Origin of the sequence: Chryseobacterium sp. MYb264, assembly GCF_035974275.1 — a bacterium.
In the GTDB taxonomy this organism is placed as follows: Bacteria; Bacteroidota; Bacteroidia; order Flavobacteriales; family Weeksellaceae; genus Chryseobacterium.
Map to the genome: position 1 here is coordinate 3,271,767 of NZ_CP142422.1, position 13,069 is coordinate 3,284,835.

Consider the following 13,069-nt stretch of genomic DNA (forward strand, 5'->3'; position numbering starts at 1 on the left):
CTTTCAATTATAATGCACAAATAGGACTCATCCCACTCGGACAACTTTGATCGCAGGGAATGTACGACTGATTATCAGGACAATACCCAACAGGATCACCCGGATTTCCAGGAAAACTTCCTCCACCTCCTAAACATGGATGCCCAGCAGGAATTTTACATGGACAACCTTCAGGGCCGATATCACAGATCTGCTCACGACCACCTCCTTTCAGTTTTCTTAAATCTCCACGATTTAGCTTTTTAAGATTTTTCAACATAATATAAATTGTTTAGTTTGACTTGTTTAACAAATATATAAAATACAAGCGTGCAGCCTGTAAAAAACTCACATTAAATTGAAAAATAGGTAAAAAAAATTAATCTGTTCAAATAAACGAATATCATTTTTGTGTTATATTTAATATAAAATCAACAATATGAAAATCGTAAAATTTATTGTATCCTTACTTTTTGGATTGATGTTTATTAATGCCGGTTTAAACAAATTTTTAAACTATATGCCAATGGAAAAACCAACGCCGGAGCAGATGAAAATCTTTACCGCTTTTGGAGAAATCAGTTGGTTGATGCCATTAGTAGGCGCTGTGGAAGTTCTCGGAGGATTGCTTTTCATTTTTCCTAAAACCAGAGCACTTGGCGCCATTGTTATTTTACCGGTAATGGTAGGAATTGTTGCCCACATTTTCACAATAGATAAATCTACATCAGGTATGTCTATTGCCGGAATTATGTTTCTGATCAATCTTTGGATGATTATTGATAATAGAGAAAAATACAAAGCTTTAATAAGCTGAAAAAGAGAATAGTGAGCTTTAAATTCTGCTATGCCAGTGAATTTTAAAAATTGACAGGCAAAGCGAATAGACAATTCACCATTCACTTCTAATATCATACAAACGCACTGAATCCCGTAATAGATCTTCCGACAATCAGGGAATTGATCTCTTTAGTTCCTTCATAAGAATAAATAGCTTCGGCATCAGCAACAAATCTTGCCACATCATATTCAAGCAAAATTCCGTTTCCACCCAAAACTTCACGGGCTCTGGAAACAATATCTCTGGTTCTTAAGGTACAGAAAACTTTTGCCAGAGAAGCATGCTCGTCTTTTAAAATCCCTTCATCCTGCATTTCCGAAAGTCTGAAAACCATCGTTTGCATCGCTGTTAAATTTGACAACATTTCCACCAAATGCCCCTGAATCATTTGAAAAGAAGCAATCGGTTTTCCAAACTGTTCGCGGGTTCTTGTATACGCTAAAGCACTTTCATAAGCTCCTCTCGCGCATCCTGTCGCCATCCATGCGACTCCGGCCCGGGTCATTCTAAGTACTTTTGCGGTATCTTTGAAGGAATTGGCATTTTGCAAGCGGTTTTCTTCTGTGACTAAACAGTCTTTTAAGGTGATTAAACCATTTTGAACGATTCTCAGCGCCATTTTTCCTTTGATCTTTTCAACAGAATAACCCGGATTATCTTTTTCAACAATAAAACCTTTCACTTCTCCGCTGTCTTCGTCTCTTGCCCAAATGATAATTAAATCTGCAAAGGTGGCGTTACCGATCCATTTTTTCTGACCATTTAAAACCCAGCCTTCAGGAGTTTTCTTACAGGTTACTGTTAAACCTCCCGCGGCTCCCGAACCCACTTCAGGTTCCGTTAAACCAAATGCCCCAATTTTTTCAAATTTCTGCATTTGGGGAAGCCATTTCTGTTTTTGCTCTTCGGAACCGCAAATATAAATAGAACCCATTGCTAACCCTGATTGTACCCCGAAGAATGTCGCAATTGAAGCGTCAATTCTTGCCATTTCCATAGCGATAACACCTTCCATTAAAAAAGGCATCCCAGGACAACCGTAACCTTCATAGGTTACACCGCAAATATTGAGTTTTTGAAATTTTGGGATTAATTCATGCGGAAATTCATCTCTCAGCCAATAATGATTCACCAAAGGCTTCACTTCTTTTTCCATAAATGCCCTTACTTTTAATTGAATTTCCCTCTGTTCAGGGCTCAAGGTGTGATAAATATCGTAGAAATCTCCATCAATTGGTGGAAGTTCTTTTTTCTTCTTATTAGGATCGAGCATTTTCATTAAACTACCCAACTGTTGGTCATCGAGTTTTGAGAAATTATGCATCAATTTGGGAAGATCTACTTTTTGAGAAATAGCACTCAGCTGATCAAAGTCAATGGATCTGAATAATTCTATCGCGTTTCTGATTTTGGAAAAAGTATTTGACATAAGTAATTATTGTGTGTTTGATTTGTAAAAGTTAAGCAAAAATTAATCCGAAAACAAGACTTAAATTTCTGTTTTATTTTACAAAATACTGATATTCATCAGCTTAAATTAGAATTTTTCTTTACAAAATTTTTACTTGCCATTTCCAAACATTACAAATGATTCTGTCTGAACTTTGGGATAAGCAAAACAGTAAAAATCAATATTATGAGAACGACTTACATCAAACTATCAGTTGCAACAGCACTTTTATTAGGAATTTACTCGTGTAAAAAAAGAGAAGCTATCGGCACAGAATACGAAGCTACAGCAGATTCTGCTGCGGTTATTGTTTCAGACAGTGTTTCTTCGGCAGCATCCATGACCGTAAAAGATAAACAGTTCATCAAGACGGCAGATATAAACATGGAAGTTAAGGATGTTTATGACGCCACCATTTCTATTGAAAAATCAGTTCAGCAACTGGGTGGATTTGTTACTAAAAGCAATCTGCAAAGTAATGTTGTCTCTGAAGATACTTATAATACATCCAACAAAAATGCTACTTTGGTTAAAAAATTTCAAACCGAAAATAGGATGCAGGTTCGGGTTCCTACGGATAAATTGGGTGAACTTTTAACCTTGATTAATGATAAAAAACTGTTTTTAAACTCAAGAGTTATCAATGCAGAAGATGTGACCACCAACATAAAATATGCAGAACTTGAAGCTCAGAGAAATAAAAAGACGGATGACAATATTGCTCAGATGAAAGTGAACAAAGACAAAGTAAATATGAGCAATGACAATATGAAAGAGGGGAATCAACAGCAGCTGGAAACGATGGACAGAGCAGATCTACTGAAGTACAGCACGGTGGATATTTACATTAAAGAACCGAAACTTCGTATCGCAGAAATTGCCATCACCAATACGAAAAGCATAGACGACCAATACAGATTTGAGTTCTTATACAGTGCAAAATCAGCTTTTGTGGAAGGATATTATTTAATCCAAAGAATTATTGTGGGATTAATCGTTATCTGGCCATTATTATTAATTGGAGGGGTTGTATTATTTTTCTACAAAAAGAGAAAATCAATTAAAAAAACACATTCGAATATTTCAGAATAGCAATCCTAACCTTTGGTTATTTATATAAATTTTAGATTTTACAAGAAACCTCCGGAATCATTCTGGAGGTTTTTATCTTTAAAATTTCCTTTTTAAAATCTCAGGTTTTGTTTTGTGAAGATGGAGAATCAGTTCACCAAACAAAGTATTTGCCCATGCAAACCAGGATCGTGTAAAGTCTTTCGGGTTGTCAACATCAAATGATTCGTGGATGAATCCAGTCCCTGCGTGCGTTGCTTTCAACATTTTTAAACAGGAAATAATTTCCTCTTCATTATCGGTCGTCAAAGCCTGCATAATTAAACCTAAAGGCCAGATTTTATGCTCTCCAATATGCGGTCCGCCAATACCTTTCGCAAATTTACCTTCACTAAACCACGGATTGGCATGACTTAAGGAAAACTTTCTTGTATTTTTATAGATTTCATCCTCCTTTGAGGCGTACCCCAAATAAGGAATCGATAGTAAATTAGGCACATTCGCATCATCCATAAATAAAGCATTTCCAAAGCCATCAACTTCTAAAGCATAGATTTTTCCGGCGGTCGGATGATTTAAAATGGCATATTTCTGAATGGCTTCATCCACTTCTTTTGCTAAACTTTTAAATTGATTGGATAAATTTTCATCTTTTAAAATCTGAGAAAAAATTTCCGATGTCTCCCGTAAAGAAACGACTGCAAACATATTTGAAGAAATCAAAAACGGATAAAAAGTAGAATCATCCGAAGGTCGGAACATCGAATGAATCAAACCAACTTTCTTCGTCGGATTTCCAAAACCTTTACCAAATTGTGTATCTAAAGGGTTTCCATTCGCTCTCTCAAAAGAATAAGGACCTTTTGAATCCTTTCTTTGCTGTTCTTTAAAGGTTTGTAAAATTAAAAGCATTGCTTTTTTCCAATCTTCATCAAAAACAGATGAATCTCCTGTCGTTTTCCAATAATTGTAAGACAAACGCATCACATAACATAAAGAATCAATCTCCCATTTTCGCTCGTGAATTCCTGGTTTCATATCCGTTACATCATCTTTCCACTCGCTGATTTTGTGAGAATCATCAAAAAATGCATTGGCATAAGGATCGAGAAGAACACATTCAACCTGTTTATTGATAACACCTTTCAGAAGATCTTTTAATTTTTGGTCTTCATTAGCCAAACTTAAATACGGATAAACCTGCGCCGAAGAATCCCGAAGCCACATCGCATCAATATCTCCTGTGATTACATAGGTATAAGCTTTGTTATTTTTCTGATAAAATTTTACCGTTGTATCCAGCGTATTCGGGAAACAATTTTCGAACATCCATGCCAATTCTTCATCAGCAATCGTCTTTTTTATGGTTTTAATTGTTTTTTCAACTGCTTCTGAAGTGAATTTTCTTTGGTTAAGATTCGGTCTTTTTGAAACAAAATCATTCGCAAATAAAAATTTCGCTGAGGAAGGAACTGTGAAAAAACCTAATCCAAGTCCTGATTTTTTGATAAAATCTCTTCTGTTGATCATTGGTGTACTTGTAAAAATTTGAACGGGAAGTTAGCCATTTTAGTAATATAAATATTGATTTTAAACTTTCTGAAAAGATTTTTGATGAAATTTTTCAAAATTTAAATATTTCTTATCATTTTGAGACATTCACCCCATTCATTTTTTCCTTAAATTTGCAGATTGAAATATCATAAACTGAATTTATGAATAAAAACACCATAAATTCTAAATAGTAAAACCCTAATTTCTAAATATATGCTATCGAAAATAAATCCGACTCAAACCAACAGCTGGAAAGCATTGGACGAACAATTTGCTAATAATGATTTTGATCTAAGAAGTCTTTTTCAATATAATCCGAACCGTTTTAATGAGTTTTCAATCAAAAGACCTAATTTTTTGTTTGATTATTCTAAAAATCTAATCGATTCTAAAACGAAAAACCTTCTTTTAAACCTTGCTGAAGAATGCGAATTGAAAGATGCAATTTCAAAAATGTTTTCAGGAGACAAGATCAATGAAACTGAAGGAAGAGCAGTTCTTCACACCGCTTTGAGAGATTTTTCCGATAAAGAAATTTTGGTAGACGGCGAAAATATCAAACCTCAGATCAGAAGAGTTCTGGATCACATGAAATCTTTCTCTGAAAGCATTATTTCAGGATCTCACAAAGGTTTTAGCGGAAAAGAAATTACAGATGTCGTGAACATCGGAATTGGTGGTTCAGATTTGGGACCTGTGATGGTAGTTTCGGCTTTAAAGCATTTTAAAACTAGGTTAAACGTTCATTTTGTTTCGAATGTGGATGGAAATCATATCGCAGAAGTTGTTAAAGATTTAAATCCTGAAACCACTTTATTCATCATTGCTTCTAAAACGTTTACAACTCAGGAGACCATGACGAATGCTCATTCAGCAAAAGACTGGTTCTTAAAAGCTGGAAAACAAGAAGATGTAGCAAAACACTTTGTTGCTTTATCAACTAACGTTCAGGCCGTTAAAGACTTCGGAATTGCAGAAGAAAACATCTTCGAATTCTGGGATTGGGTTGGTGGAAGATACTCATTATGGAGCGCAATTGGCTTAAGCATCGTTCTTTCAGTAGGATACGAAAATTTCGAACAATTATTGAAAGGAGCAAACGATACAGATCAACATTTCCAAACAGCCGAATTTGGAGAAAACATTCCTGTTTTAATGGGATTGATCGGAATTTGGTATCGTAATTTCTATGCTGCAACAACACATGCAATTCTTCCTTATTCTCAATATTTAGACAGATTTCCAGCATATTTTCAACAGGGAGATATGGAAAGTAACGGAAAATGTGTGGACAGAAACGGTGAATTTGTAGAATATGAAACGGGACCAATTATCTGGGGCGAACCTGGAACAAACGGACAACATGCTTTCTATCAGTTGATTCACCAGGGAACAGAATTGATTCCTGCAGATTTCATCGCATATGTTGAAAGTCCAAACAAGATTTCTAATCATCAGGATATCTTATTGGCTAACTTTTTCGCTCAGACTGAGGCATTAGCCTTTGGAAAAACAGAAGAAGAAGTGGAGGCGGAATTAAAAGCTTCAGGAAAATCTGATGAGGAAATTGATTTCTTATTAAATTATAAAGTCTTCCACGGAAACACGCCAACAAACTCTATATTAATCAATGAATTAACTCCTTTTTCATTAGGACAGTTAATTGCTTTGTATGAACATAAAATTTTCGTTCAGGGTGTGATCTGGAATATTTTCAGTTTTGACCAGTTTGGTGTAGAACTTGGGAAAGTTTTAGCAAACAAAATCCTTCCGGAACTTGAAAATAATGAGAACGTTACCTCTCATGATACATCAACAAACGGATTGATTAATTACTATAAAGCGAATAAATAATTTATTGCTGATTTTCATTAATTTTGATTAAAAATACAAAGATATGAGTACCATTACAATCCATCTGAAAGATAAAGAAGAAGAAACTCTAATGGAAAATCTTTTGAAAAGAATGAAAATCAGCTTTGAAAAAAACGAGGATGATTTTGAGTTGACGGATGAAATGAAAAGGGTGATTGATGAAGCATTAAAGCAAGATAGATCTACAGCAGTAGATGGTAAAGAGTCATTAAAAAGAATTAGAGCCAAGTATGGACTTTAATTTTAAATTTTTACCCATTGCCGAAGAAAATATTGAAGAGGCAACAGACTATTATGCTAAAATTTCATTGAAAGTTCTGAGGGATTTTAATAAACAGTTCGATCTTTCAATAAGCAGAATTATCATCAATCCTTATTTTCAGAAAAGGTACAAATCAGTAAGAGATTTTCCTGTAAAGAAATTCCCTTACATCATTTTCTATGAAATAAATGAAGAAGAAAAAATGATTTACATCCTCTCCGTTTTCTGCACTCATCAGAATCCGGAAAAATATCCTTAAAAATCTAATAAAAAGTAATAAAAGTAAAAATGGCAGAAATTCTTGACGGATTAAAAGTATCCAAAGAAATAAAACAGGAAATCAAGTCTGAAGTTGAAAAAATCCTTGCTTCAAAAAGAAGAGCGCCGCATTTGGTAGCAATTCTTGTTGGGAATAACGGAGCAAGCAAGGCTTATGTAAACGCAAAAGTAAAAGATTGTGAGGAAGTTGGTTTTCAATCGAGCTTAGTGAAATTTCCAAGCACGGTTTCTGAATCTGAATTATTGGAAAAAATTGCAGAGCTTAATAAAGATAAATCAGTTGACGGATTCATCGTTCAGTTGCCTTTGCCGGATCAAATCGATCAGGAGAAAATCATCAACGCAATTGATCCAAGAAAAGATGTTGACGGTTTTCATCCTACCAATTTCGGAAAAATGGCATTGGAAATGGATACGTTCTTACCTGCAACTCCATTTGGAATTTTGACATTATTGGAAAGATATAATATTGAAACAAAAGGTAAAGACTGCGTCATCATCGGAAGAAGTAAAATTGTAGGAAGACCCATGAGTATCTTAATGGGAAGAAAAGATTTTCCGGGGAACTCAACGGTTACTTTGACGCACTCTTACACAAAAGATATCGAAGAATACACTAAAAAAGCAGACATCGTAATCACAGCTTTAGGAGATCCTCACTTCTTAAAAGGAGAAATGATCAAAGACGGAGCAGTGATTGTTGACGTAGGTATTACGAGAGTAGACAACGATTCTCCAAAGGGATATTATTTGGCTGGTGACGTAGATTTCGACAGCTGTGCTGCAAAAGCAAGCTGGATCACGCCGGTTCCGGGAGGAGTTGGACCTATGACAAGAGCGATGTTGATGAAAAACACCATCATTGCTTACAAAACTTCAGTCTACAACGACTAATTTTAAAATGAATAAAGAAGAAGATATTTTATTAAAAGAAGGTAAAATGCTCCCTGTGATGGAGCATTTTTACACTCTTCAGGGAGAAGGAGCACACACGGGAAAAGCGGCCTATTTCATCAGATTAGGGGGCTGCGACGTGGGGTGCCATTGGTGTGATGTAAAAGAAAGCTGGGATCCGAATTTACATCCGTTAATGAATGCAGAAGAAATTGCAGAAACCGCAGCAAAACACTGTAAAACCATCGTTTTAACAGGTGGAGAACCGTTAATGTGGAATCTCGACATTTTAACATCCAAATTAAAGGAATTGGGATGTACGGTTCATATTGAAACATCAGGAGCCTATCCTTTAAGCGGACAGATCGACTGGATTACCCTTTCACCAAAGAAAACAGGACTTCCAAAAGAGGAAATTTATCAAAAGGCACACGAGCTTAAAATGATAGTGTTCAACAATAATGATTTTAAATTTGCTCAGGAGCAGGCTGCAAAAGTTTCGGAGCATTGTACATTATACCTTCAAAGCGAGTGGAGCAAACGCGATGAAATGTATCCTAAAATTACAGATTTTATTTTAGAAAATCCGGATTGGAGAGCTTCTGTGCAGACTCATAAATACTTGAATATCCCATAAAATACGTACATTAGCCCTTGTATCCGCTTATACCGTTATAGATGCAGAGAATTCGATACTCAAGATACCTGAAATCGATTATTATAATGCTTGACCTTTTGGTTATTGCATCCATTTTTATATTCTTTTTTATAAGCAGAAATGAAGAATTAAAGTATAATCATGAAAGCTGGTATCAGAATTCTTTTTCACTGGTTTTATTGTTTTTGTTCTGGATGCTGCTGAGCGGCAGGACAAAAATCTATAATATACCGAGAAATTTAACATATACGTTATTTCTAGAGCGGCTTGTAATTCACTTTCTCCTGTTTATTTTAGGGGTATTCCTTATTGGAAAGGTGAGCTATAACGCATTTTTCAATTCTGATATTTATTGGTTGTCATTTTATTTATATTTCTTCGTACTTCTTTCGAAATCAATTATTTATTTCGGAATAAAATATTTTAGAAGCTTAGGGGTAAACCATAGGAATATTATGTTTTTAAATGAAAACAGCTCTACAGAAATTCTGAAGAGTATCTTTAAAGAAAGAAAAGATTATGGTTATAAGATTTTTGAATATAAAAATGAAGATATTCACTCTGGACACATCGTTAAATTTTGGCAGGATCATGGAATTCACACGTTATTCTTACCTACTGACCACTCATTTGAACCCGCCAGCGAAGATTATTTATTCAAACTTGCGGAAGCCAATAAGGTACATATCACGTTAATACCGAATATTGCACAAAGTGATTTTTTCCTTTACGACTTGGCTTATATTCAAACGCAGCCGGTTCTTAATCAGGCAAGATACCCATTAGATTATTATTCAAATTTTCTAATGAAGAGAACATTTGACATTCTGTTTTCGATCTTTGTTTTGGTTGGAATTTGCTCCTGGCTTTTCCCGATCATTGCCATTTTAATTAAATCAACGTCCAAGGGACCCGTTTTTTTCATACAGCAAAGATATGGCTTTCATGAGGAGGTTTTTAATTGTATTAAATTCAGAACAATGGTTGTAAATGATGAATCTACGACCAAGACAACCGACGAAAACGATTCAAGAATCACCAGGATTGGTAAGTTTTTAAGAAAAACCAGCCTTGATGAGATGCCCCAGTTTCTGAATGTTTTAAAAGGCGAGATGTCTGTAGTAGGCCCAAGACCGCACATGCTTGCAGTTGATGATTATTACAAGCCCAAAATTGGCCGCTACAGTTTAAGAAGTATGGCCAGTCCCGGAATTACAGGCCTGGCACAGGTTAACGGACTACGTGGAGATTCGGGAAATGTAAAAGTAGAGATGAAAAAGCGGGTTTTGGCAGATGCTTTTTATGTGAGAAATTGGAGCTTTATGCTGGATCTTGTCATTACTTTAAAAACTATTATATTAGTTCTTGGCGGTGACAAAAATGCGAAATAAGGTTGAACAGCTTAATCTCTCCTTTAGGATTTAGAAGCTTACAACCAACTTCACAATCTGCCTCCACTGTATTGGTATTATTTTGGATGGAGCCTAGAGTCCATCAAAAGGTGCGGCGGAATCACTCAAAAATAAAAAGTAAAATATTCTCTTTAAAGGTTGGAAAGGAGCCCGGGAACAGGAATGGATATTTCTATAAAATTTTAACCGGCTCTTAATCTCAATCTCATAATTAAATAAAAAAAGTCTAATTTAGCAGTATGTTAAAAAAGTTTTTTACAGCAGTAGGAGAATACATCCTCCTTCTTGGTAAATCGATCCAGAAACCTCAGAAAATGAGAGTATTCTGGAAGCTGTTCATGAGAGAAATTAATGATTTGGGAGTCAACTCTTTCGGGTTGGTGATCTTCACTTCTATATTTGTAGGAGCAGTAGTGGCTATTCAGATGTTTAATAACTTTGATGCTTCCTCATTTCCTATCCCCCCTTCATTTGTAGGCTATGCCACCAAGGCAGTTCTTATTTTAGAATTTGCACCCACCATTATCAGCTTAATTCTAGCGGGTAAGGTAGGTTCATATATTGCTTCCAGTATAGGAACGATGAGGGTTTCTGAGCAAATTGATGCGCTTGACATTATGGGAGTAAACTCTCCAAATTTCCTTATCTTTCCAAAGATCATCGCCTGTATGCTCTTTAATCCTTTATTAATTGCCATCAGTATCGTTTTTGGTATCGGCGGAGGTTATATTGCTGGTATTCTGACCGGAAACTGGACGACAAACGACTACATGATTGGTATTCAAATGTATATGCCTAATCTTTTTATTTATTACGCATTTACCAAAACCATTGTTTTTGCCTTCATTATTGCCACCGTACCGTCTTATTTTGGATACAATGTAAAAGGAGGTTCGCTGGAAGTAGGTAGAGCAAGTACGCAGGCAGTGGTCTGGACGATGGTTTTCATTATCCTTTCCGAATTGCTGTTAACCCAATTAATATTAAGCTGATGATTGAGGTAAAAGAATTAAAGAAAAGTTTTGATGGTGTTGAAGTACTAAAAGGAATTTCAACCTCTTTTGATAAAGGTAAAGTCAATTTAATTATTGGGCAGAGTGGTTCAGGAAAAACAGTTTTCCTTAAAAGTTTACTGAATGTTTTCCAGCCAACCTCCGGAGAGATCCTTTTTGATGGAAAAGATATCAATGTAATGACACGGGATGAAAAACAGCATCTCCGTTCTGAAATCGGAACAGTATTTCAGGGGAGTGCTCTGTTCGACTCCTTGACTGTGGAGGAAAATATTATGTTTCCTCTGGATATGTTTACGAATTTATCTTTCAGAGAAAAGAAGAGACGCGTTTTTGAAGTCATCGGGAGAGTACACCTGGATAAGGCCAATAAGAAATTTCCTTCCGAAATTTCCGGGGGAATGCAGAAAAGGGTTGCCATTGCAAGAGCTATTGTAAATAACCCAAAATATCTTTTCTGTGATGAGCCGAACTCGGGATTAGATCCCTATACCTCCAATGTGATTGATGATCTTCTTATTGAGATCACCAAAGAATATAATACAACCACCATTATCAATACCCACGATATGAATTCCGTAATGACCATTGGAGAGAAAATTGTTTATCTTCGGTTAGGAATCAAAGAATGGGAAGGAAATAAAGATGTATTGATCACAGCGGGCAATAAAAATCTGATTGACTTCGTTTATTCATCAGAACTCTTTAAAGAACTGAGAGAATATTTGCTTGAGAATAATAAAACTATTGATAATACAATTACAAAAATAGACGATAATGAAAAAGGCACTTAGTATCGCATTAATAGGATTTTCAGTATTTGCCTCCGCTCAGATTTCACTGGCAGGAAAAGCGAATTTAATATTTCCTACAGGATCGCCATCATGGAAAAATATTAAAGGAACAGTAAATGAAGCAGTGGAAGGAAGCGGAAAAAACAATGCGGGCTTCAATGTTGGTCTTTCATTAAAAGTACCTTTGCCAGGGGCTTTATATGTAATGCCGGAATTGTACTACACGCATTTTAAAAATGAATTTACTACGGAATCCACCACTTTTGATATCAAGAGTAACCGTATGGATTTGCCGGTACTTTTGGGATATAATGTTTTGGGAAATACGCTGGGGGTATTTGTAGGTCCCGTTGCCAGCTATAACCTGAGCAAGGAAGATACCTTTAATGATTTTAAAGAAAACTCCCGGGATAACTTTACAGTGGGATATCAGTTCGGGGCTCAGTTGGAAATAAAAAAACTGATTCTGAATGCCAGATATGAAGGAGCTTTCAGCAAAGATTCCCGAAACTTCATCAATAAAGTTTCCGGAGAGGAAATAAGATACGACAACAGACCGAACCTATTTATGGTTGGGCTGGGTTACAAATTTTAACGTCAAAATATACAATATATAAAATCCTCAAGTCATTAGATTTGAGGATTTTGATTTTGTGCCTGTAGCTCTGCTTCACGTTTTGCTATTTCAGCAGCCTGTTTTTCAAGTTCTTCTTTGTCTTTCTGGAGTTGCTTAAATTCCTTTTTCTTCTGCTCAGCCCGTATTGCGCTCCCTTTGCTTACATATCCCACCATTCCTCCGATAATTAAACCTATACCAACACCTCCCATAATACCCATAACATGGGACATCTGAAGGTCATTGATTCTAAAATTAGGTGAAGTAAGATAAAAAAGCAATACCGAAACGGCTAAGAGAATAAGTCCTGTAAGTGATAAACCTTTCATAATATTGTGTTGTTAAATTAAAATAAAAGCCTTATCAAATTG

15 protein-coding genes are annotated in these 13,069 nt (G+C 35.6%); 11 read left to right on the top strand and 4 right to left on the bottom strand.

Going from position 1 to position 13,069, the window contains the following annotated elements:
- Nucleotides 1-7: 7 nt before the first annotated feature.
- Nucleotides 8-259, bottom strand: a complete 252-nt coding sequence (locus VUJ46_RS14090) for a hypothetical protein (protein ID WP_326981381.1) — start codon at nt 257-259, stop codon at nt 8-10.
- A gap of 159 nt (nt 260-418) precedes the next feature.
- Here VUJ46_RS14090 and VUJ46_RS14095 point away from each other — a divergent pair, with 159 nt between their 5' ends.
- Nucleotides 419-796 carry a MauE/DoxX family redox-associated membrane protein gene (locus VUJ46_RS14095; protein ID WP_326981382.1) on the top strand — a complete coding sequence of 126 codons (378 nt, stop codon included), beginning with the start codon at nt 419-421 and terminating at the stop codon, nt 794-796.
- 94 nt (nt 797-890) lie between these two features.
- On the opposite strand, the gene VUJ46_RS14100 is transcribed toward VUJ46_RS14095, so the two are convergent.
- Entirely contained in the window at nt 891-2,249 is a 1,359-nt protein-coding gene (locus VUJ46_RS14100) for an acyl-CoA dehydrogenase family protein (RefSeq protein WP_326981383.1), read from the bottom strand.
- A gap of 207 nt (nt 2,250-2,456) precedes the next feature.
- Between VUJ46_RS14100 and VUJ46_RS14105 the strand changes: the two genes are divergently transcribed.
- Complete coding sequence (locus tag VUJ46_RS14105; protein WP_326981384.1) at nt 2,457-3,362, top strand: DUF4349 domain-containing protein; 906 nt, start codon at nt 2,457-2,459, stop codon at nt 3,360-3,362.
- 78 nt (nt 3,363-3,440) lie between these two features.
- Here the strand turns inward: VUJ46_RS14105 and VUJ46_RS14110 are convergent, their stop codons facing one another.
- Nucleotides 3,441-4,871: a glycoside hydrolase family 125 protein gene (locus tag VUJ46_RS14110; RefSeq protein ID WP_326981385.1), complete on the bottom strand. Its 1,431-nt coding sequence runs from the start codon at nt 4,869-4,871 to the stop codon at nt 3,441-3,443.
- Nucleotides 4,872-5,108: 237 nt separating this feature from the next.
- On the opposite strand from VUJ46_RS14110, the gene pgi reads away from it, so the two are divergent.
- The 9 genes from pgi (at nt 5,109) to VUJ46_RS14155 (ending at nt 12,677) form a co-directional block, all read left to right on the top strand.
- Nucleotides 5,109-6,749: a glucose-6-phosphate isomerase gene (gene pgi, locus VUJ46_RS14115; RefSeq protein WP_326981386.1), complete on the top strand. Its 1,641-nt coding sequence runs from the start codon at nt 5,109-5,111 to the stop codon at nt 6,747-6,749.
- A 43-nt stretch (nt 6,750-6,792) separates the two neighbouring features.
- Nucleotides 6,793-7,011 carry a hypothetical protein gene (locus tag VUJ46_RS14120; protein ID WP_326981387.1) on the top strand — a complete coding sequence of 73 codons (219 nt, stop codon included), beginning with the start codon at nt 6,793-6,795 and terminating at the stop codon, nt 7,009-7,011.
- Nucleotides 7,001-7,291, top strand: coding sequence for a type II toxin-antitoxin system RelE/ParE family toxin (locus VUJ46_RS14125; protein WP_326981388.1), 291 nt, complete (start codon nt 7,001-7,003; stop codon nt 7,289-7,291). The genes VUJ46_RS14120 and VUJ46_RS14125 overlap by 11 nt, the downstream gene beginning before the upstream one ends.
- Nucleotides 7,292-7,320: 29 nt before the next feature.
- The gene (locus VUJ46_RS14130; protein WP_326981389.1) at nt 7,321-8,205 is read left to right on the top strand and encodes a bifunctional 5,10-methylenetetrahydrofolate dehydrogenase/5,10-methenyltetrahydrofolate cyclohydrolase; all 885 of its coding nucleotides are present in this window, start codon (nt 7,321-7,323) and stop codon (nt 8,203-8,205) included.
- Between the two features lie 7 nt (nt 8,206-8,212).
- A complete protein-coding gene (locus VUJ46_RS14135) occupies nt 8,213-8,842 on the top strand; it encodes a 7-carboxy-7-deazaguanine synthase QueE (RefSeq protein WP_326985105.1) in 630 nt (209 codons plus the stop codon).
- A gap of 86 nt (nt 8,843-8,928) precedes the next feature.
- Nucleotides 8,929-10,254, top strand: a complete 1,326-nt coding sequence (locus VUJ46_RS14140) for an exopolysaccharide biosynthesis polyprenyl glycosylphosphotransferase (RefSeq protein ID WP_326985106.1) — start codon at nt 8,929-8,931, stop codon at nt 10,252-10,254.
- 260 nt (nt 10,255-10,514) lie between these two features.
- Entirely contained in the window at nt 10,515-11,267 is a 753-nt protein-coding gene (locus tag VUJ46_RS14145; RefSeq protein WP_326981390.1) for an MlaE family ABC transporter permease, read from the top strand.
- Nucleotides 11,267-12,082 carry an ABC transporter ATP-binding protein gene (locus tag VUJ46_RS14150; RefSeq protein ID WP_326981391.1) on the top strand — a complete coding sequence of 272 codons (816 nt, stop codon included), beginning with the start codon at nt 11,267-11,269 and terminating at the stop codon, nt 12,080-12,082. Before VUJ46_RS14145 ends, VUJ46_RS14150 begins: the two co-directional genes overlap by 1 nt.
- A complete protein-coding gene (locus VUJ46_RS14155) occupies nt 12,066-12,677 on the top strand; it encodes an outer membrane beta-barrel protein (RefSeq protein WP_326981392.1) in 612 nt (203 codons plus the stop codon). Before VUJ46_RS14150 ends, VUJ46_RS14155 begins: the two co-directional genes overlap by 17 nt.
- Nucleotides 12,678-12,712: 35 nt before the next feature.
- Here VUJ46_RS14155 and VUJ46_RS14160 read toward each other — a convergent pair whose 3' ends face one another.
- Nucleotides 12,713-13,027 carry a hypothetical protein gene (locus tag VUJ46_RS14160; RefSeq protein ID WP_326981393.1) on the bottom strand — a complete coding sequence of 105 codons (315 nt, stop codon included), beginning with the start codon at nt 13,025-13,027 and terminating at the stop codon, nt 12,713-12,715.
- Nucleotides 13,028-13,069 lie beyond the last annotated feature (42 nt).